Consider the following 20,168-nt stretch of genomic DNA (forward strand, 5'->3'; position numbering starts at 1 on the left):
ACCGGTTTTTTTTCGTCTGTCTTCGGCTGTTGTATCAGGCGACCAGCGTCTCCTGCAGATAGCGCCAGCGTGGAATAGAGCTGCTGCAGTCCAGTATCGCCAGCGAGATACGGCTCTGATTATTGCCATTCATCATCTGCATTTCGCGATACTGTACGGTGATCTCTTTTTCATGATGAGAGAGGATGACGTGTTCGCAGGTGACAATGCGCATCCCTTCGCGCTGTCCCTGCAGCTGCCGGAAAAGCGCCTCGACCTCGTTCAGATTGCACTCTCTGCCCTTTGGGGTGACCATGCGGAATTCAGGATGAAAATAGGACATCAGCAGCTCAAAACTGTCGTCAGATCCGGCAGGCTGGTTAAAAATACGTTCAATGAGCTGATGTAAAACGACCACACTGTTTCTGGCTTCCTGGGCGAGAACTGTCATTTTTTTTCCTTCTGTAACCCGCTTTGCAACCTCTGAGAGCGCATAGCCTACCTGAAAGCGGATAATTCACATCTGGAAATTGATTAATTTTTTTAAACTCAGATTTCTCTCACAATGCCGCATTTAATCGGTTGCGGTTAGATCAGAATAAATGTCGGCAATGAGTAAAATCAGGGCAACAAAAAAGGGCGATAAATCGCCCTTTTGTCATTTTATGAGGTCAGCCTCAAAAAAATTTATTCGCCAGTTTTCGCCCAGGTATCACGAAGACCGACGGTGCGGTTAAACACCAGTTGCGATGGCGTAGAGTAAACGCTGTCGGCGCAGAAATAACCCTCACGTTCAAACTGGAACGGAGTGGTCGGTTCCACATCGCGCAGGCTCGGTTCCACAAAGCCCAGTTTGATCGCCAGTGACTCAGGGTTGATCACCGCCAGGAAGTCCTCTGCCGCGCCCGGATTTGGCACACTGAACAGACGATCATACAGGCGGAACTCTGCTGGCTGCGCGTGATCCGCAGACACCCAGTGAATGACCCCTTTGACCTTACGGCCATCGGCAGGATCTTTGCTCAGCGTGTCTACGTCGCTGGTGCAGTAGATGCAGGTGATGTTGCCCGCTTCATCTTTAGCGACGCGCTCAGCACGAATCACATAGGCATTGCGCAGGCGGACTTCTTTGCCCAGCACCAGGCGCTTATATTGCTTGTTCGCCTCTTCGCGGAAATCGGCACGGTCAATCCAGATCTCGCGGCTGAACGGCACTTCACGCGTACCCATCTCCGGTTTACCCGGATGATTTGGCATGGTGATGATTTCGTTATGGCCAGCTGGCAGGTTTTCGATCACCACTTTCAGCGGATCCAGCACAGCCATAGCACGTGGCGCATTCTCATTCAGGTCATCACGGATACAGGACTCCAGCGAGGCCATCTCCACGATGTTATCCTGCTTGGTCACGCCGATACGACGGCAGAACTCGCGGATAGAGGCGGCGGTGTAACCACGACGACGCAGACCTGAAACGGTCAGCATGCGCGGATCGTCCCAGCCTTCAACGTGCTTCTCGGTCACCAGCTGAGTGAGTTTGCGTTTCGACATTACCGCATACTCCAGATTCAGGCGCGAGAACTCATACTGGCGCGGATGAACCGGAATGGTGATGTTATCCAGCACCCAGTCATAGAGACGGCGGTTATCCTGGAACTCCAGCGTACACAGCGAGTGCGTAATGCCTTCCAGCGCATCGGAGATGCAGTGGGTAAAGTCATACATCGGGTAGATGCACCACTTGTTGCCGGTCTGGTGGTGTTCCGCGAACTTGATGCGGTAAAGCACTGGATCACGCATCACGATAAAATTAGAGGCCATGTCGATTTTCGCGCGCAGACAGGCAGTGCCTTCGGCAAACTCACCGTTTCGCATCTTCTCAAACAGCGCCAGGTTCTCTTCCACGCTGCGATCGCGATAAGGGCTGTTTTTGCCCGGCTCTTTCAGGGTGCCGCGATATTCGCGAATCTGATCCGGACTCAGCTCATCAACGTAGGCGAGACCTTTAGAAATCAGCTCGATAGCATAGTCATAAAGCTGATCAAAATAGTTTGATGAGTAACAGACCTCACCGCTCCACTCAAAACCCAGCCACTGGACGTCACGCTTGATGGATTCAACAAATTCCATATCCTCTTTAACCGGATTGGTATCGTCGAAACGCAGGTTGCATTGCCCCTGATAATCCTGGGCGATGCCAAAATTCAGACAGATCGATTTCGCATGACCAATATGCAGATAACCATTGGGCTCTGGCGGGAAACGGGTATGCACGCTGCTGTGCTTACCGCTCGCCAAATCTTCGTCAATGATCTGACGAATAAAGTTAGTTGGGCGGGCTTCAGCCTCACTCATCTCAAAAATCCTCAATACGAATAACGGGTGATTTGTACCACGAAGTAACGGAGTATGATCCACAAAGCGTCTGAGGGAAACAACCGTTTGTTAAGCCTTTAAAACAAAAAAGGCAGGAATCGCTTCCTGCCTGTGGGGTTATGTTGCGGGGATTAGCCTTTCACTTCATACAGCGGAGTTTCACCTGCCACCACCTGACCGCGGGCCAGTAATGTCAGACCGGCAAAATCATCGCTGTTGCTGACCACGACCGGACTCACCATTGAGCGGGCATTGGCATTGAGGAATTCAAGGTCCATTTCCAGCACAGGCTGACCGGCGACCACCGTGGCCCCCTCTTCAGCCAGACGGGTAAAGCCTTTACCTTCCAGCGCCACGGTATCCAGTCCCATGTGCACCACTATCTCTACACCATTCTCCGTTTCCAGACAGAAGGCGTGATTGGTGTTGAAGATTTTCACCAGCGTACCGTCAATCGGTGCCACGACCCATTTGTCGCTGGGTTTGATCGCCAGACCATCGCCAACTGCTTTGCTGGCAAAGGCTTCATCCGGCACATCATCCAGCGCGACCACTTCGCCCGATACCGGTGCCAGCAATGTCGCAATAACACGCTTCTCGCTGTTCAGCACGGCCTGCGGTTTAATGTCAGGCTCCACTGGCGCACTGCTGGTAGCCGCGGCTGCGACCGGCCCCTTGGTCAGGACTTTTTTCATCGCCGAGGCAATGCTTTCGGCCTGGGTACCCACGATGATCTGCACGCTCTGCTTATTAAGGCGGATCACCCCGGATGCACCCAGATGCTTCGCAACGCCTTCATTAACCTGCGCCGAATCATTCACGTTAAGACGCAGGCGGGTAATGCAGGCATCGATGCTGGTTAAGTTGGCTGAGCCGCCCACGGCACCAATATAACGACGCGCCAGCGATTCAGTGGCCGTTTCGCCATTGTCAGTTTTATCCACGTTGACGTCATAACCATCACTTTCATCACCCGCAACTGCCAGCTCGCGGCCCGGCGTCATCAGGTTGAATTTTTTGATGGTGAAGCGGAATACCACGTAGTAGATAACGAAGAAGACCAGGCCCTGCGGAATCAGCATGTACCAGTGTGTTGCCAGCGGGTTACGGGTCGACAGCACCATATCCACCAGCCCGGCGCTGAAACCAAATCCGGCAATCCAGTGCATGCTGGCAGCGATAAAGACCGAGATGCCGGTCAGGACGGCGTGAATCAGATAGAGTACTGGCGCCACGAACATGAAGGAGAATTCCAGCGGTTCGGTGATACCGGTAAAGAAGGCAGCAAACGCGGCAGCCAGCATGATACTACCGACTTTGACACGGTTCTCTGGACGCGCACAGTGATAGATGGCCAACGCAGCACCCGGCAGACCAAACATCATAATCGGGAAGAAGCCTGCCTGATAACGACCGGTAATGCCCACGGTTGCCGACCCATCAGCCAGTGACTGTGCACCGCCCAGGAATTTAGGAATGTCATTAATGCCCGCAACATCAAACCAGAACACGGAGTTCAGGGCGTGATGCAGACCGACCGGAATCAGCAGGCGGTTAAAGAAGGCGTAGATACCGGCACCGGCAGAGCCGAGCTTCTGGATATGTTCACCAAAGTTAACCAGACCATTAAACACCACGGGCCAGATATACATCAGGATAAAAGCGACAAAGATCATCAGGAACGAAACGAGAATCGGCACCAGCCGGCGTCCGCTGAAGAAAGAGAGTGCCTTAGGCAGTTCAACGTGGCTGAAGCGGTTATAGACCTCTGCCGACAGAATACCGACAAGGATGCCGACAAACTGGTTTTCAATTTTGCCAAAGGCTGCTGGCACCTGATCCAAAGGAATTTTCTGAATCATCGACACTGCAGCGGGTGAGCAGAGCGTGGTGACCACCAGAAAGCCGACATAGCCAGTCAGCGCTGCGGCACCATCTTTATCTTTTGACATGCCGTAGGCAATACCGATCGCAAACAGCACCGACATGTGCTCAATGATTGCCGCACCCGACTTGATCAGTAATGCCGCCAGCGCATTACCTGCCCCCCAACTGTCTGGATCAATCCAGTAACCGACCCCCATTAATATCGCTGCTGCTGGCAGGGTTGCTACCGGCACCATCAGTGCGCGCCCCACCTTTTGTAAGTAACCTAACATATCCCCTTCCCCCTATGAGCCTGACTTGTCGCTTTGCGCTGCTTAATGTTGTTATGTCAGCTGCAAAGATCGTTAATACACTTCATATCACGCAGCGAAGTGTAATGATAAATTAATTCGCCTCGCAAATTAAAACCCTGGTAAATGTGATTTTTATCACTAAAAAACATCGTGTCACACGGCAACATCTGGCTATCACCACAAACTTATTTTATGATCCGAAATATTGAATTGTGCTCCGCCCGTGGCGAGAATAGATCATCTGCTCTGGCTGATGACTAACGCAGCGGTTTAGCGATCCCCTTTCCATTTTTAATTGAGGTGAAACATGAGACTGATTCCATTAGCGACGCCAACCCAGGTAGGTAAATGGGCCGCCCGACATATTGTTAACCGCATCAATGCGTTTAACCCGACGGCGGACAGGCCTTTTGTTCTGGGTCTGCCAACCGGCGGCACGCCACTGGAGGCGTACAAGCACCTGATTGATATGCACAAAGCGGGCCAGGTCAGTTTTAAACATGTCGTGACTTTCAATATGGATGAATATGTCGGTCTGCCAAAAGAGCATCCTGAAAGCTATCACAGCTTTATGTATCGCAACTTCTTCGATCACGTTGATATTCAACCGGAAAATATCAACCTGCTAAATGGTAATGCGCCTGATATTGACGCAGAATGTCGTCAGTACGAAGAGAAAATTCGCGCACTGGGTAAAATTCACCTGTTTATGGGCGGCGTTGGCAACGACGGTCATATCGCCTTTAACGAACCGGCTTCGTCACTGGCTTCGCGTACCCGTATTAAAACCCTGACCCATGATACCCGCGTGGCGAACTCGCGCTTCTTTAACGGGGACGTTGATCAGGTACCTAAATATGCGCTGACGGTCGGCGTCGGCACGCTGCTGGATGCCGAAGAAGTCATGATTCTGGTTACCGGTCATGTCAAAGCGCAGGCACTGCAGGCAGCAGTTGAAGGTAACGTGAATCATATGTGGACCATCAGCTGTCTGCAGCTGCATGCGAAATCGGTTGTGGTCTGTGATGAGCCAGCCACCATGGAACTGAAAGTGAAAACCGTGAAATATTTCCGCGAAATGGAAGCGGAAAATATGAAAGGCGTGTAACAGAATAGTGCCTTGCCCTGCTGTTACGCTGAGTGACAGCAGGCCAGGACGGGAGAAGAGAGATGTACGCATTAGTAAACGGCCGGATCTACAGCGGCCATGAGATTCTGGATAATCACGCCGTCGTGGTGGCAGACGGGCACATTGCGCGCGTCTGCCCGCGTGAATCGCTCCCGGCTGATATTGAGCAGCGGGATATGGCGGGTGCGATTATTGCGCCGGGCTTTATCGATCTCCAGCTTAATGGCTGCGGTGGCGTGCAGTTCAATGACAGCCTGGATGCGCTCAGCATTGAGACGCTGGAAACGATGCAGCGCGCCAATGAAAAGTCTGGCTGCACCAGCTTTTTACCGACGCTGATCACCAGCAGCGACGCGCTGATGAAGCGGGCGATTGAAACCATGCGCGCTTACCTGCAGAAACATCAGCATCAGGCGCTGGGTCTGCATCTGGAAGGCCCGTGGCTGAGCAAAGCGAAAAAAGGCACACACGATCCGGCACTGATTCGCCTGCCGGATGCGGCGATGGTGCAGTATCTTTGCGACAACGCAGACGTCATTACCAAAGTCACCCTGGCACCGGAAAACGCAGGCAGCGACGTGATTCGTCAGTTGACCGATGCCGGAATCATTGTCTCAGCAGGTCACTCGAATGCGACCTATGAAGAGGCGAAAGCGGGCTTTGCTGCGGGCGTGAGTTTCGCGACCCACCTCTACAATGCTATGCCGGCGTTTGCCGGACGTGAACCCGGGCTTATCGGTGCGCTGTTTGATTCGCCTGATGTATACTGCGGCATTATTGCGGATGGTTTACATGTACATTACGCTAACGTGCGCAATGCAAAACGCATCAAAGGCGACAAACTGGTGCTGGTAACGGATGCCACAGCACCGGCTGGCGCTGACATCAGCGAGTTTATTTTTGCTGGAAAAACAATCTATTATCGTGACGGCCTCTGTGTTGACGAAAACGGCACACTCAGTGGTTCGGCCCTGACGATGATTGAAGCGGTACAAAACAGCGTCGAGCATGTCGGTATCGCACTGGACGAAGCGTTACGCATGGCATCACTCTACCCGGCACGGGCGATGGGCGTGGAAAGACAGTTGGGCTCGATCGAAGCAGGAAAAATCGCGAACCTGACTGTGTTTACGCGCGACTTTAAAATCATTAAGACGTTAGTCAACGGAGACGACGTCCTGAGCGAGTAAGCACTGAATGACCACTGGCGGCCAGTCACAAATAGGAAATGTCGATCTTGTTAAGCAACTTAATAGCGCAGCGGTTTACCGGCTGATTGATCAACAGGGGCCGATATCGCGCATTCAGATTGCCGAACTCAGCCAGCTCGCCCCCGCCAGCGTCACCAAAATTACCCGCCAGTTGATTGAGCGCGGCCTGATCAAAGAGGTAGACCAGCAGGCGTCTACCGGTGGTCGCCGCGCTATCTCGATTATCACTGAAACCCGCCACTTCCATACCATCGGGGTTCGCCTCGGCCGCAACGATGCCACCCTGACCCTGTTCGACCTTAGCGGTAAATCGCTGGCGCAGGAGGATTATGCGCTGCCTGAACGCACTCAGGAGACGCTGGAACATGCGCTGTTTAACGCCATCAGCGGTTTCATCGAGCAGCACCAGCGTAAAATACGCGAGCTGATTGCGATTTCCGTCATCCTGCCGGGCCTGGTTGACCCGATTAACGGCGTGATTCGTTATATGCCGCACATCTCTGTCAGCCACTGGCCGCTGGTCGCCAGTCTGAAAAAACGGTTCAACGTCACCAGCTTTGTGGGGCACGATATTCGCAGTCTGGCGCTGGCCGAGCACTATTTCGGTGCAAGCCGCGACTGTGCTGACTCAATCCTGGTGCGCTTACACCGCGGCACGGGTGCCGGCATTATTGCTAACGGCCATATTTTCCTCGGCAGCAACGGCAACGTCGGCGAAATCGGCCATATCCAGGTTGACCCGCTTGGCGAGCGCTGTCACTGCGGTAACTTTGGCTGCCTTGAAACCATTGCCGCTAACGGCGCCATTGAGAATCGTGTGCGGCATCTGCTGAATCAGGGCTACCCCAGTGTACTGACGCTGGAGGCGTGCCAGATGTCCCACATCTGCAAAGCGGCCAATCAGGGTGATCCGCTGGCCTGTGAAGTGGTCGAACAGGTAGGCCGGTATCTCGGCAAAGCGATTGCCATCGCGATTAACCTGTTTAATCCACAAAAAGTTGTGCTGGCGGGCGAGATTACGGAAGCAGAAAAAGTGCTGCTGCCCGCGATTGAAGGCTGCATCAACACCCAGGCATTAGAAGCTTTCCGTAAAAATCTGCCGGTGGTGCGTTCTACCCTGGATCACCGTTCTGCGATTGGCGCGTTTGCGCTGGCTAAACGTGCCATGCTTAACGGCATTCTGCTGCAACATCTTCTGGAAGACTAAGCTAACCCGCTGTTGTGGCGGGCCACATCGGATCTGACTATGACCATTAAAAGCGTAATTTGTGATATCGATGGCGTGCTGATGCACGACAACACGGCCGTTCCTGGCGCACAGGAATTTTTACAGCGCATTCTGGCCAAAGAGATGCCGCTGGTGGTGCTGACGAACTATCCCTCGCAGACCGAGCAGGATCTGGCTAACCGCTTTGCTTCGGCTGGTGTCGAGGTCCCTGAATCCGTTTTCTATACCTCTGCCATGGCTACAGCAGACTTCCTGCGTCGTCAGGAGGGTAAAAAGGCCTATGTCATTGGTGAAGGCGCGTTGATTCATGAGCTCTATAAAGCGGGCTTTACCATTACGGATGTGAATCCCGATTTTGTCATTGTCGGGGAGACGCGTTCGTTCAACTGGGACATGATGCACAAAGCGGCCTTCTTCGTCGCTAACGGCGCGCGCTTCATCGCCACTAACCCCGATACGCACGCGCGCGGCTTTATACCCGCCTGTGGCGCGCTCTGCGCCGGTATTGAGAAGATCTCAGGTCGTAGCCCGTTTGTGGTGGGCAAACCTAGCCCTTACATCATGCGTGCCGCGCTGAATAAAATGCAGGCCCACTCGGAAGAGACGGTCATTGTGGGTGATAACCTGCGAACCGATATTCTCGCCGGTTTCCAGGCAGGTCTGGAGACAGTACTGGTGCTGTCAGGCGTCTCGACGCTGAGTGATATCGATGCCATGCCGTTCCGTCCGGACTGGATCTACCCTTCTGTTGCCGATATTGATCTGTTCTGATTCATTTTTCTTATGACGCATCCGGTTAATCTGTGATGCGTCCCCCTTTTTTTGCATGTTCCCGCCTACTTTCACTGCCTGTTTTTTACTCACAAACACCATTTCATTGCCGATCCAACAACAAAACAACGTTAAAACTATCGTTTATTTAATTTTATTGCCATGTGAGCAATATTTTTATCAGTAAATCACGATTCCTCTTGCATTGAATGCACCAAATAGCGCATTTTCTTATCTATCACGCAGCGTCAGGCTGCCGGACAAACGCAAAAGATAACATCGCCGTAAGGTGAGATCAGGAGTCAGTTATGTGTTCAATTTTTGGTGTGCTGGATCTGAAAACCGATCCTGTTGAGCTGCGCAAGAAAGCGCTGGAATGTTCACGCTTAATGCGTCATCGCGGCCCGGACTGGTCAGGCGTCTATGCAGATGACAAGGCTATTCTGGCGCATGAACGCCTCTCAATTGTTGACGTTAACAACGGCGCACAGCCCCTGTACAACGCCGATCACACCCACGTACTGGCCGTTAACGGCGAAATTTACAACCATCAGGCGCTGCGCGCTGAGCTCAGCGATCGCTATGAATTTCAGACCGGTTCTGACTGTGAAGTGATTCTGGCGCTCTATCAGGAGAAAGGTGTCGATTTCCTTGATGAGCTGGAAGGCATGTTCGCCTTTATCCTCTATGACAGCGTTAAGAAATCGTATCTGATTGGCCGCGACCATATCGGCATCATCCCGCTTTATATGGGTAACGATGAACACGGCAACCTGTTTGTTGCGTCAGAAATGAAAGCGCTGGTACCGGCGTGTCGTTCGATCAAAGAGTTCCCGCCGGGAAGCTATCTCTCCAGCACCGATGGCGAAATCCGTCGTTACTGGCAGCGTGACTGGATGGAATACAAAAACGTTGAACACAACACCACTGATGCGGCAGGCCTGAAACATGCGCTTGAAGAGTCCGTGAAAAGCCACCTGATGTCAGACGTCCCTTATGGCGTGCTGCTGTCAGGCGGTCTGGACTCCTCCATCATTTCAGCCGTGACCAAGCGTTTTGCGGCGAAACGGGTTGAAGATCAGGATAAAAGTGATGCGTGGTGGCCGCAGCTACACTCCTTTGCGGTCGGGCTGGAAGGTTCACCTGATTTAAAAGCAGCAAAATCTGTCGCTGAACATCTGGGCACCGTGCACCACGAAATTCATTTCACCGTGCAGGAAGGTCTGGATGCGATTCGCGATGTGATTTATCACATTGAAACCTATGACGTCACTACCATTCGCGCCTCTACGCCGATGTACTTAATGTCGCGTAAAATCAAAGCAATGGGCATTAAGATGGTGCTGTCAGGCGAAGGTGCAGACGAAGTCTTTGGCGGCTATCTCTACTTCCATAAAGCGCCAAACGCCAAAGAGTTCCACGAAGAAAACGTGCGTAAACTGCAGGCGCTGCATATGTTCGACTGCGCTCGTGCCAACAAAGCGATGTCCGCCTGGGGCGTTGAAGCCCGCGTACCCTTCCTGGATAAAAAATTCCTGGATGTGGCAATGCGTATCAACCCTGCCGACAAAATGTGTGGCAGCAACGGTAAAATGGAGAAACACATTCTGCGTGAATGTTTCTCCTCTTACCTGCCAGAGAGCGTAGCGTGGCGTCAGAAAGAGCAGTTCTCTGATGGTGTGGGTTACAGCTGGATCGACTCACTCAAGGAAGTGGCCGCGAAGCAAATCAGCGACCAGCAGCTGGCAACCGCCCATTTCCGCTTCCCGTTCAACACGCCGGGTTCGAAAGAAGCTTATCTCTATCGTGAGATCTTCGAAGAGCTGTTCCCGTTAGCGAGTGCGGCAGAGTGTGTGCCTGGCGGTCCATCCGTTGCCTGTTCTTCCGCCAAAGCGATTGAGTGGGATGAAGCGTTTAAAAACATGGACGATCCTTCCGGACGTGCCGTGGGTGTGCATCAGTCAGCCTATAAATAACCTGACAGAAAGCCACCGGAATGGGCCTGTTATGGCCCATTTTTTTTACGATGAGCGTTGTATTCACTGAAAAATTGCCGAATAAACCGCCAGGCTGGTTATAAGCCAGTCAAACAGCGATTATCTGGCAAAAAACGGTAAAAAACTTGTTGACGCTGTCTGGTCAACTCCGCATAATGCGCCCCGCAACGCCGATGAAGGTAACGCGAAAAAAAGATGGCTACGTAGCTCAGCTGGTTAGAGCACAGCACTCATAATGCTGGGGTCACAGGTTCGATTCCCGTCGTAGCCACCATCTTTTTTTGCGGGAGTGGCGAAATTGGTAGACGCACCAGATTTAGGTTCTGGCGCCGCAAGGTGTGCGAGTTCAAGTCTCGCCTCCCGCACCATTTCATTATTCGGCAGCGTGGATGGGATATCGCCAAGCGGTAAGGCACCGGTTTTTGATACCGGCATTCCCTGGTTCGAATCCAGGTATCCCAGCCAATTTCGATGATTCTTGTATGCTGAGAACGGACGAATGGGATATCGCCAAGCGGTAAGGCACCGGTTTTTGATACCGGCATTCCCTGGTTCGAATCCAGGTATCCCAGCCATCATTGAAATGCAGTACAATTTGGCTACGTAGCTCAGCTGGTTAGAGCACAGCACTCATAATGCTGGGGTCACAGGTTCGATTCCCGTCGTAGCCACCATATAATTGGGGTGTCGCCAAGCGGTAAGGCACTGGTTTCTGATACCAGCATTCCGGGGTTCGAATCCCTGCACCCCAGCCATACAAAGACAATTTGAAAAGCCCATTATTGGGGTGTCGCCAAGCGGTAAGGCACTGGTTTCTGATACCAGCATTCCGGGGTTCGAATCCCTGCACCCCAGCCAAATTGCACAACCAGGCCCGCTTTTGCGGGCTTTGTTGTTTTTATCCCTTCTCCACCATCCTGATTACAGGCCCGCCCTGCGGCGAGCCTGAACACGTAAGCGGCTATAGCCCCAGCGCGTAACGCAATACCTGCCGCTTCAGTACGCCAGAATGTTCGGCAGCAATCAGTCCAAGATTTCGCGCAAACCGCAGCGGTGCCAGCTGATTGCTGAAGGCAAAATAAAAGAGATCCATCCCGCCCTGCATCAGCAGATTGTCTTTGCGACGCTGCCGGTGATAGCGCTGTAATACCCGCTCTGAGGCCCAGTCCTCCGCAGCACCGCGTGCGCTCACCAGTACATCTATCAACGCATCACTATCGCGATACCCCAGATTCACGCCCTGCCCGGCCAGCGGGTTAATGGTATGCGCGGCATCACCGACCAGCGCCAGCCCAGGCAGGACATAACGTGAAGCATGACGTCGCACCAGCGGGAAGCCACCCGCCGCATGGGCTTTAAACCGTCCCAACCGCGCCGGGAAGTGGCTGGCAATCTCTTTTTCCAGCTGGGCTATCGGCATCGCCTGAAGCTGACGCACTCTTGCGGGCGCGTCATACCAGACCAGCGAGGCCCGGTTGCCATACAGCGGTAAAAAGGCTCGTGGTCCCTGAGGTGTAAAGTGCTGCCAGGTCGCATCCCCTGCCGGATGTTCGCAGGTCACGCTTATCAGCAGGCAGGACTGCGCATAGCTCCAGCCATGAATCCCGATTCCGGCCATCTGCCGCACCTGCGAGTTTGCGCCATCTGCACCAATCACCAGCCGGGTATGCAAGGCCATGCCGTCGTTAAGGTCGACGCGCCAGCCGCCATTTTCTGGCTGCAGGTTTTCCAGCGTGGCCGGGCAATAGCAGGTCACGCCCAGCGACTGCATCTCCTCCCATAATGCCCGCTGAAGCACGCTGTTCTCGACCATAAAGCCCAGTTCAGGCAAGTTCAGCGAGGCAGCATCAAAACTCACCTGCGCGGTCTGCCACTCCCAGGTTTCCAGCCTGCGATAGGGCGCACTGCGCATCGCTTCGACCCGCGGCCAGACATTGAGCTGCTTCAGCAACGCCACCGAGGAAGATCCGATTGCTGAAATTCGCAGATCGGGATCGCTGTCGGCATCAAACGGCGCGGGTTCGGCACGCTCAATCACCGCCACGCGAAAATGGTGCTGTGTCAGTCCACAGGCCAGCGCAGCACCGACCATGCCACCGCCGACAATCACGACATCAAACTGATTATCCTGCATTGCTTAACTCCCTCTATTATTCCTGCCAGCCTGCGCATTGCGGGTCTGAATAGAGCAAAGTGTACCGGAAAACCCGATGGCTGGCAGAAAAGCCCTCAGGCTGGTCACCACAGCATCAAAGCATTACAATACGCGCCCCTCACTTCACTGCACTGAATCAATGGCTAGCGCGATGACAAAAAAACTGCATATCAAAACCTGGGGATGTCAGATGAATGAGTATGATTCATCCAAGATGTCTGATCTGCTGAATAGTACGCACGGCTATACGCTGACCGAGGTCCCTGAAGAGGCAGATATTCTGCTGCTTAACACCTGCTCCATTCGTGAGAAAGCGCAGGAGAAGGTGTTTCATCTGCTGGGACGCTGGAGAAAACTCAAAGAGTGCAACCCGGATGTGATTATCGGCGTGGGTGGCTGTGTGGCGTCGCAGGAAGGCGATCATATTCGTCAGCGTGCTCCCTGCGTGGATATTGTGTTTGGTCCGCAGACGCTGCACCGCCTGCCGGAGATGATCAACACTGTGCGCGGCACCAAAAGCCCGGTAGTCGACATCAGCTTCCCGGAAATTGAGAAATTTGACCGTCTGCCGGAACCGCGTGCAGAAGGTCCGACAGCCTTTGTCTCCATTATGGAAGGCTGCAACAAATATTGTACTTTCTGCGTGGTGCCTTACACCCGTGGTGAGGAAGTGAGCCGTCCCAGCGATGATATTCTGCTGGAGATCGCCCAGCTGGCGGCGCAGGGCGTGCGTGAAGTTAACCTGTTGGGTCAGAACGTCAACGCTTATCGTGGTGCCACCTTTGATGGTGAGATCTGTACCTTTGCTGAGCTGCTGCGCCTGGTCGCCGCTATCGACGGCATCGACCGCATTCGATTCACCACCAGCCACCCGATTGAGTTCACTGATGACATCATTGATGTCTATCGCGATACCCCGGAGCTGGTGAGTTTCCTGCATCTGCCGGTTCAGAGTGGTGCAGACCGTATTCTGACGCTGATGAAGCGCGCGCATACCGCACTGGAGTATAAGGCGATTATCCGCAAGCTGCGCGCGGCGCGCCCGGATATTGAGATCAGCTCTGACTTCATCATCGGCTTCCCGGGTGAAACCCAGCAGGATTTCGAGCAGACCATGAAGCTCATCGCAGACATCAATTTCGACGTCAGCTTCAGCTTTGTCTACTCTGCCCGTCCCGGCACGCCCGCTGCTGACCTGCCGGATGATGTCAGTGAAGAGGAGAAAAAGCAGCGTCTGTGGATCCTGCAGGACCGCATTAACCAGCAGGCGCAGGCGATCAGTCGCCGCATGCTCGGCACCGTGCAGCGTATACTGGTGGAAGGCATCTCCCGCAAGAACGTCATGGAAGTCTCTGGCCGCACCGAAAATAACCGCGTAGTCAATTTTGAAGGCACGCCTGAGATGATTGGCCGCTTTGTGGATGTTGAAATTGTTGATGTCTACACCAACTCGCTGCGCGGCAGGCTGGTGCGTACTGAAGAAGAGATGGGCCTGCGTATGGCGCAAAGCCCGGCATCCGTGATTGCCCGTACCCGCAAAGAAAACGACATCGGCGTGGGTCTGTTCCAGCCGTGATACCTGCTATATTGTGCGGCAGCGCGCATTGCGTTGCCGCCAATTTCACGCCACGACACTTGGTTTCTGAAAGTGTCGCCCAAATATCTCTCCTTAAGCTTGCGCCCAGGCGTTACGGCATAAATAATTTCGTTATGGTGCATCCGGTTAAGCCCAACGGTGCGTCAGACACATCCCATAACTGGCCCTGAGTGACCCAAAGGATTCGTTTGAATATCGAAACTCGTGAAATCGCCCTTGAACCGGCTGATAACCGTCGTCTGATGAGCCTGTGTGGGCCTTTCGACGATAATGTAAAACAGCTTGAGCGTCGTCTGGGCATTGAGATCAATCGTCGTGACAACGTCTTTAAGCTGTCAGGACGCCCGCTTTGCGTCAATGCCGCCGCAGATATTCTGAAGACCCTGTATGTCGATACTGCGCCAATGCGTGGCGAGATCCCGGATATCGAGCCAGACCAGATTCACCTGGCGATCAAAGAGAGCCGGGTACTGGAGCAAACCGCCGAAAGCGTGCCGGAATACGGAAAAGCGGTCAATATCAAGACCAAGCGTGGTGTCATCAAACCGCGTACGCCAAACCAGGCGCAGTACATCGCGAATGTGCTCGACCACGACATTACCTTTGGTGTCGGCCCGGCCGGTACCGGTAAAACCTATCTGGCGGTGGCTGCGGCCGTGGATGCATTGGAGCGTCAGGAGATTCGCCGCATCATGCTGACCCGCCCTGCCGTCGAAGCGGGTGAAAAGCTCGGCTTCCTGCCAGGCGACCTGAGTCAGAAAGTCGACCCTTATCTGCGTCCGCTCTACGATGCGCTGTTTGAAATGCTCGGCTTCGAGCGCGTTGAAAAGCTGATGGAGCGCAACGTTATTGAAGTTGCCCCACTGGCCTATATGCGCGGTCGAACGCTGAACGATGCGTTTATCATTCTTGATGAGAGTCAGAACACCACCATCGAGCAGATGAAGATGTTCCTGACGCGCATTGGCTTCAACTCCAAAGCGGTGATTACCGGTGACGTTACCCAGATTGACCTGCCGCGTCACGTCAAGTCGGGCCTGCGCCATGCCATTGAGGTGCTGGCAGACGTGGAAGAAATCAGCTTTAACTTCTTCCACAGCGAAGATGTGGTGCGCCATCCGGTCGTTGCCCGCATTGTCACCGCTTATGAAGCCTGGGAAGCCGCCGATCAGACCCGCCGTGACCAGCAGGCTGAAGAGCGTAAACGTGAAGCGCTGGCGGCACAGAATGCCACGCAGGAGAGCAAATGAGCCAGGTGATTCTCGACCTGCAGGTCGCCTGTGATAACACCGCTGATTTGCCTGATGAAAGCCAGTTTCACCGCTGGCTCTCAGCGGCTGTTACCCCTTTCCAGCCCGAAAGCGAAGTCACAGTACGTCTGGTTGACGAAGCGGAAAGTCATGAGCTTAATCTGACTTATCGTGGCAAAGATAAGCCGACGAATGTCCTGTCCTTCCCGTTTGAAGCGCCGCCGGGCATTGAGCTGCCACTGCTGGGCGATCTGATCATCTGCCGTCAGGTGGTTGAGCAGGAAGCCGCAGAACAGGGAAAAAGCGTTGAAGCCCACTGGGCACACATGGTGGTACACGGTACGCTCCACCTGCTGGGTTACGACCATATTGAAGACGACGAAGCTGACGAGATGGAAGGACTGGAGACCGAGATAATGCTTGCTCTTGGGTATCCTGATCCGTACATTTCGGAGAAAGAAGACGCCTGAATCCTGAATTCAGGCTATCCGGCTGTCAGCACGGTTTGCTGACAGCACCTATTCCTCACCAGAGAGATCTTTAAAAACCGCCATGAGCGACGACCATTCTCAAAACAGCGATGCACCCAGTAGTAAAAAGGGATTTTTCTCCCTGTTAATCAACCAACTCTTTCACGGTGAACCTAAAAACCGTGATGAGCTACTGGAGCTGATCCGCGACTCGAATAATAAAGAGCTGATTGACCAGGACACCCGCGACATGCTTGAAGGGGTTCTGGATATTGCGGAGCAGCGCGTGCGTGACATCATGATCCCGCGCTCGCAAATGATCACCCTGAAACGTAATCAGAGCCTCGAAGAGTGTCTGGATGTCATTATCGACTCCGCGCACTCCCGCTTCCCGGTGATCAGCGAAGACAAAGATCATGTGGAAGGGATTCTGATGGCGAAAGACCTGCTGCCGTTTATGAGCAGTGAATCAGAGCCGTTCAGTATCGAGAAAGTGCTGCGTCCTGCGGTGGTGGTGCCTGAAAGTAAGCGTGTCGACCGGATGCTGAAAGAGTTCCGTTCCCAGCGTTATCACATGGCGATTGTTATTGATGAGTTTGGTGGTGTCTCCGGTCTGGTCACAATCGAAGATATTCTTGAGCTGATCGTAGGTGAGATTGAAGATGAGTATGATGATGAAGAAGATCGTGATATCCGTCAGCTCAATCGCCACACCTTCACGGTGCGCGCACTGACCGCCATTGAAGATTTCAATGAGGTGTTTGGCACGCAGTTCAGTGATGATGAAGTCGATACCATTGGTGGTCTGGTCATGCAGGGCTTCGGCCATCTCCCCGCACGTGGTGAAAGCATTGAGATTGAAGGTTACCAGTTCAAGGTGGCGATGGCGGACAGCCGCCGCATCATCCAGGTTCACGTGACTATCCCGGAAAATTCGCCACAACCCCAACTGGAAGACGAATAAGTCTATGGCTTTAGCCTCACTCTACCCGCGCCAGCGGGTTCGCCTGCTGCTGGCTTTAATAACGGGTGCACTGGGTACCCTCGCCTTCTCTCCTTACGATTTCTGGCCTGCCGCTCTGCTCTCGCTGTGCGGCTTACAGTTGCTGACCCTGAACCGCTCAAGCCCGCAGGCCACTGCGATCGGCTTTGTGTGGGGAGTAGGTCTGTTCGGCAGCGGTATTAACTGGGTCTATGTCAGTGTTGCCACCTTTGGCGGCATGCCTGGTCCGGTCAATGTCTTTATCGTGGCGCTGCTGGCGGCGTATCTGGCGGTTTACCCGGCGCTGTTTGCCGGTGTACTCAATCGACTCTGGCCATGCACGACGCTATGGCGCCTGGCGCTGGCGGCACCGGCATTGTGGCAGATGACCGAGTTCCTGCGCGGCTGGGTGCTGACTGGCTTCCCGTGGCTGCAGTTTGGTTACAGCCAGATTGACGGACCGTTAAAAGGGCTGGCTCCGCTGGCGGGTGTCGAGACCCTGACCTTCCTGCTGATGGTCATTGCTGGCCTGCTGGCTTATGCTCTGCAGCAGCGCAACGTCAGAAGTCTGGTGGCGGCGTTGCTGCTGCTGGCCCTGCCGTGGCCACTGCGCTACATCCAGTGGGTTCAGCCAATGCCAGAGCGTGCCGTAGAAGTGGCGCTGGTTCAGGGAAACATCCCGCAGTCGATGAAGTGGGATCCTCAGCAACTGCTCACTACTCTGCGCATCTATAACGGTCTGAGCCAGCCGCTGATGGGTAAGGCGCCAATCATTATCTGGCCAGAATCGGCAATTACCGATCTGGAAAGTAATCAGCAGCCGTTCCTGCGTTCGCTGGATGATGAACTGCGTGAACGTGGCAGCTCACTGGTCACCGGTATCGTGGACTCCCGACTGGAGCAGAATCGTTATCACGACTACAACACCGTGATCGTGCTGGGCGGCAAAACGCCTTATAACTACTTCAGCGGCAATCGTTACCAGAAGAATCATCTGGTGCCGTTTGGCGAATTTGTGCCGCTGGCCGACCTGCTGCGTCCGCTGGCCCCGTTCTTTGATCTGCCGATGTCGGCTTTCAGCCGTGGCAACTATCTCCAGCCGCAACTCAGCGTCGCAGGCTATAACCTGACCAGCGCCATCTGTTATGAGATCGTGCTCGGTGAGCAGGTGCGGGCTAACTTCCATCCCGACACCAGTTTCCTGCTGACCGTTTCGAACGATGCCTGGTTTGGTCATTCTATCGGACCGTGGCAGCACTTCCAGATGGCGAGAATGCGGGCGCTGGAGCTGGGACGTCCGCTGTTGCGCAGCACCAACAACGGCGTGACGGCAGTAGTAAATGCCAGTGGTGATGTGGAGGCGATGCTGCCGCAGTTTACCCGCGACGTGCTGACCAGCAAAGTCACGCCGACACAGGGGGAAACCCCGTATGCGCGGGCGGGCATCTGGCCAGTCTGGTCACTGACGCTACTGGCGGCAATGATAGCTCTGCTGCGTCGACGCCGGTAACCTATCCGATCCTTCAAGGCGAAGCGCAGGCTTCGCCTTTTTTCTTTGCTCGCTCTCCGGTATATCTCACTCCCCTGACCACATACTCTGCTGCCTTTCTCACCATGCACCGCTTTCTGGCACGATGATTGCAGAATGTTTCACTGTTTTTCGCCGACAGGCGGATTACAGGCGCTGATGCCTGGCCGTTTGCACCAAAACAGTCGCCTCTGCTGCACCGTTAATGCGCAGAGCAAGATATTTGCCTTTTTTTGGTGCGGATTGCCTCGCAAAAAAGAAACTTTTTTGTTTCATTGCGTTAACAATCCGCTATGTTAGTGACTCTTCTGCGCCCATTTAGCCCGCAGAATGAGCAGAAACGCAGCAAAAAACAGACACAACATCATAATCAGCACAGGTATCAGCCTGGGCCTTTTTCATACGAAGGAGTTGGAACATGCAACTACGCAAAGTGGCATTATCTCTTCTGCTGATCAGCGCAGCGGCGGGAGCGGCCCAGGCGGAAGATCTCAGCGGCACCCTGAAGAAGATCAATGACAACGGCGTCATTGTGGTCGGGCATCGCGAATCATCAGTTCCCTTTTCTTACTATGACAACCAGCAAAAAGTCGTCGGCTATTCACAGGCTTACTCAAACGCCATCGTGGAAGCCATCAAAGCGAAGCTGAACAAGCCGGATTTGCAGGTCAAAATGATCCCGATCACCTCACAAAACCGTATTCCGCTGCTGCAAAACGGCACCTACGATTATGAGTGTGGCTCTACCACCAACAACCTTGAGCGCCAGAAACAGGCCGCGTTCTCTGACACCATTTTTGTCATCGGCACCCGTCTGCTGGTTAAGAAAGATGGCCCGATCAAAGATTTCGCTGATCTGAAAGGCAAAACGGTGGTGGTGACTTCAGGAACCACCTCTGAAGTGCTGCTTCATAAACTCAACGACGAACAGAAACTGGATATGCGCATCATCAGCGCCAAAGATCACGGTGACTCTTTCCGTACGCTGGAAACCGGTCGTGCCGTGGCTTTCATGATGGATGATGCTCTGCTGGCTGGCGAACGCGCCAAAGCTAAAAAGCCAGATAACTGGGAAATCTTAGGTACGCCGCAGTCAAAAGAGGCCTATGGCTGCATGCTGCGTAAAGATGATCCGCAGTTTAAAGCGCTGGTCGATGAAACTATTGCTAAAGCCCAGACCTCTGGCCAGGCAGAAAAATGGTTCGATACCTGGTTTAAACAGCCGATTCCGCCAAAGAATCTGAACATGAACTTTGAACTCTCTGATGACATGAAAGCCCTGTTCAAAACGCCAAATGACAAAGCACTGAATTAA

16 protein-coding genes and 7 tRNA genes are annotated in these 20,168 nt (G+C 53.6%); 18 read left to right on the forward strand and 5 right to left on the reverse strand.

All coding sequences use genetic code 11. From position 1 onward, the window contains the following. Nucleotides 1-34: 34 nt before the first annotated feature. The 3 genes from K6R05_RS13575 to nagE form a co-directional block, all read right to left on the reverse strand. Entirely contained in the window at nt 35-430 is a 396-nt protein-coding gene (locus K6R05_RS13575; protein WP_150037227.1) for a hypothetical protein, read from the reverse strand. Nucleotides 431-666: 236 nt separating this feature from the next. After that, complete coding sequence (gene glnS, locus K6R05_RS13580; protein WP_161732110.1) at nt 667-2,334, reverse strand: glutamine--tRNA ligase; 1,668 nt, start codon at nt 2,332-2,334, stop codon at nt 667-669. Nucleotides 2,335-2,486: 152 nt separating this feature from the next. Further along, entirely contained in the window at nt 2,487-4,514 is a 2,028-nt protein-coding gene (gene nagE, locus K6R05_RS13585; RefSeq protein ID WP_161732108.1) for an N-acetylglucosamine-specific PTS transporter subunit IIBC, read from the reverse strand. Nucleotides 4,515-4,842: 328 nt separating this feature from the next. On the opposite strand from nagE, the gene nagB reads away from it, so the two are divergent. From nagB to K6R05_RS13645, 12 genes are all read left to right on the forward strand, one after another. Beyond that, entirely contained in the window at nt 4,843-5,643 is an 801-nt protein-coding gene (gene nagB, locus K6R05_RS13590) for a glucosamine-6-phosphate deaminase (RefSeq protein ID WP_013357120.1), read from the forward strand. A gap of 62 nt (nt 5,644-5,705) precedes the next feature. Then, nucleotides 5,706-6,854, forward strand: coding sequence for an N-acetylglucosamine-6-phosphate deacetylase (gene nagA, locus K6R05_RS13595; RefSeq protein ID WP_222924361.1), 1,149 nt, complete (start codon nt 5,706-5,708; stop codon nt 6,852-6,854). Between the two features lie 7 nt (nt 6,855-6,861). Next, nucleotides 6,862-8,082, forward strand: a complete 1,221-nt coding sequence (gene nagC / locus K6R05_RS13600) for a DNA-binding transcriptional regulator NagC (RefSeq protein ID WP_222924362.1) — start codon at nt 6,862-6,864, stop codon at nt 8,080-8,082. 39 nt (nt 8,083-8,121) lie between these two features. Next, nucleotides 8,122-8,874, forward strand: a complete 753-nt coding sequence (locus tag K6R05_RS13605; protein WP_013357117.1) for an HAD-IIA family hydrolase — start codon at nt 8,122-8,124, stop codon at nt 8,872-8,874. 308 nt (nt 8,875-9,182) lie between these two features. Beyond that, a complete protein-coding gene (gene asnB / locus K6R05_RS13610; RefSeq protein WP_013357116.1) occupies nt 9,183-10,850 on the forward strand; it encodes an asparagine synthase B in 1,668 nt (555 codons plus the stop codon). 218 nt (nt 10,851-11,068) lie between these two features. Continuing rightward, nucleotides 11,069-11,145 (forward strand) — tRNA-Met (locus tag K6R05_RS13615). Nucleotides 11,146-11,154: 9 nt separating this feature from the next. Next, nucleotides 11,155-11,239, forward strand: a tRNA-Leu gene (locus K6R05_RS13620). 22 nt (nt 11,240-11,261) lie between these two features. Beyond that, a tRNA-Gln gene (locus tag K6R05_RS13625) sits at nt 11,262-11,336 on the forward strand. 35 nt (nt 11,337-11,371) lie between these two features. Then, nucleotides 11,372-11,446: transfer RNA gene (locus tag K6R05_RS13630), tRNA-Gln, on the forward strand. 22 nt (nt 11,447-11,468) lie between these two features. Continuing rightward, nucleotides 11,469-11,545: transfer RNA gene (locus K6R05_RS13635), tRNA-Met, on the forward strand. 6 nt (nt 11,546-11,551) lie between these two features. Beyond that, a tRNA-Gln gene (locus K6R05_RS13640) sits at nt 11,552-11,626 on the forward strand. Between the two features lie 28 nt (nt 11,627-11,654). Next, nucleotides 11,655-11,729, forward strand: a tRNA-Gln gene (locus K6R05_RS13645). A gap of 103 nt (nt 11,730-11,832) precedes the next feature. Here the strand turns inward: K6R05_RS13645 and ubiF are convergent. After that, nucleotides 11,833-13,005: a 3-demethoxyubiquinol 3-hydroxylase gene (gene ubiF, locus K6R05_RS13650; protein WP_161732101.1), complete on the reverse strand. Its 1,173-nt coding sequence runs from the start codon at nt 13,003-13,005 to the stop codon at nt 11,833-11,835. Nucleotides 13,006-13,177: 172 nt separating this feature from the next. Here ubiF and miaB point away from each other — a divergent pair, with 172 nt between their 5' ends. From miaB to lnt, 5 genes are all read left to right on the forward strand, one after another. Beyond that, the gene (gene miaB, locus K6R05_RS13655; RefSeq protein WP_222924364.1) at nt 13,178-14,602 is read left to right on the forward strand and encodes a tRNA (N6-isopentenyl adenosine(37)-C2)-methylthiotransferase MiaB; all 1,425 of its coding nucleotides are present in this window, start codon (nt 13,178-13,180) and stop codon (nt 14,600-14,602) included. A 209-nt stretch (nt 14,603-14,811) separates the two neighbouring features. Beyond that, nucleotides 14,812-15,873, forward strand: coding sequence for a PhoH family protein (locus tag K6R05_RS13660; protein ID WP_161732097.1), 1,062 nt, complete (start codon nt 14,812-14,814; stop codon nt 15,871-15,873). Continuing rightward, the gene (ybeY, locus tag K6R05_RS13665; protein ID WP_222924366.1) at nt 15,870-16,343 is read left to right on the forward strand and encodes an rRNA maturation RNase YbeY; all 474 of its coding nucleotides are present in this window, start codon (nt 15,870-15,872) and stop codon (nt 16,341-16,343) included. Before K6R05_RS13660 ends, ybeY begins: the two co-directional genes overlap by 4 nt. Nucleotides 16,344-16,425: 82 nt before the next feature. After that, nucleotides 16,426-17,307 (forward strand): CNNM family magnesium/cobalt transport protein CorC, encoded by an 882-nt coding sequence (gene corC, locus K6R05_RS13670; protein ID WP_013357111.1) that lies wholly within the window; start codon nt 16,426-16,428, stop codon nt 17,305-17,307. A 4-nt stretch (nt 17,308-17,311) separates the two neighbouring features. Beyond that, entirely contained in the window at nt 17,312-18,835 is a 1,524-nt protein-coding gene (gene lnt / locus K6R05_RS13675; protein WP_222924368.1) for an apolipoprotein N-acyltransferase, read from the forward strand. Nucleotides 18,836-19,000: 165 nt separating this feature from the next. Here lnt and K6R05_RS22155 read toward each other — a convergent pair whose 3' ends face one another. Then, nucleotides 19,001-19,129, reverse strand: a complete 129-nt coding sequence (locus tag K6R05_RS22155; RefSeq protein WP_256497707.1) for a hypothetical protein — start codon at nt 19,127-19,129, stop codon at nt 19,001-19,003. Nucleotides 19,130-19,271: 142 nt separating this feature from the next. On the opposite strand from K6R05_RS22155, the gene K6R05_RS13680 reads away from it, so the two are divergent. After that, entirely contained in the window at nt 19,272-20,168 is an 897-nt protein-coding gene (locus K6R05_RS13680) for an amino acid ABC transporter substrate-binding protein (protein ID WP_013357108.1), read from the forward strand.

This window comes from Pantoea alfalfae (assembly GCF_019880205.1).
GTDB lineage: Bacteria > Pseudomonadota > Gammaproteobacteria > Enterobacterales > Enterobacteriaceae > Pantoea > Pantoea alfalfae.

What these genes read in the sequence shown, in the direction of transcription:
- K6R05_RS13575 (WP_150037227.1), bottom strand. Translation starts at nt 430, where the DNA reads ATGACAGTTCTCGCCCAGGAAGCCAGAAACAGTGTGGTCGTTTTACAT.
- glnS (WP_161732110.1), bottom strand. Translation starts at nt 2,334, where the DNA reads ATGAGTGAGGCTGAAGCCCGCCCAACTAACTTTATTCGTCAGATCATT.
- nagE (WP_161732108.1), bottom strand. Translation starts at nt 4,514, where the DNA reads ATGTTAGGTTACTTACAAAAGGTGGGGCGCGCACTGATGGTGCCGGTA.
- nagB (WP_013357120.1), top strand. Translation starts at nt 4,843, where the DNA reads ATGAGACTGATTCCATTAGCGACGCCAACCCAGGTAGGTAAATGGGCC.
- nagA (WP_222924361.1), top strand. Translation starts at nt 5,706, where the DNA reads ATGTACGCATTAGTAAACGGCCGGATCTACAGCGGCCATGAGATTCTG.
- nagC (WP_222924362.1), top strand. Translation starts at nt 6,862, where the DNA reads ATGACCACTGGCGGCCAGTCACAAATAGGAAATGTCGATCTTGTTAAG.
- K6R05_RS13605 (WP_013357117.1), top strand. Translation starts at nt 8,122, where the DNA reads ATGACCATTAAAAGCGTAATTTGTGATATCGATGGCGTGCTGATGCAC.
- asnB (WP_013357116.1), top strand. Translation starts at nt 9,183, where the DNA reads ATGTGTTCAATTTTTGGTGTGCTGGATCTGAAAACCGATCCTGTTGAG.
- ubiF (WP_161732101.1), bottom strand. Translation starts at nt 13,005, where the DNA reads ATGCAGGATAATCAGTTTGATGTCGTGATTGTCGGCGGTGGCATGGTC.
- miaB (WP_222924364.1), top strand. Translation starts at nt 13,178, where the DNA reads ATGACAAAAAAACTGCATATCAAAACCTGGGGATGTCAGATGAATGAG.
- ybeY (WP_222924366.1), top strand. Translation starts at nt 15,870, where the DNA reads ATGAGCCAGGTGATTCTCGACCTGCAGGTCGCCTGTGATAACACCGCT.
- corC (WP_013357111.1), top strand. Translation starts at nt 16,426, where the DNA reads ATGAGCGACGACCATTCTCAAAACAGCGATGCACCCAGTAGTAAAAAG.
- lnt (WP_222924368.1), top strand. Translation starts at nt 17,312, where the DNA reads ATGGCTTTAGCCTCACTCTACCCGCGCCAGCGGGTTCGCCTGCTGCTG.
- K6R05_RS22155 (WP_256497707.1), bottom strand. Translation starts at nt 19,129, where the DNA reads ATGAAACAAAAAAGTTTCTTTTTTGCGAGGCAATCCGCACCAAAAAAA.
- K6R05_RS13680 (WP_013357108.1), top strand. Translation starts at nt 19,272, where the DNA reads ATGCAACTACGCAAAGTGGCATTATCTCTTCTGCTGATCAGCGCAGCG.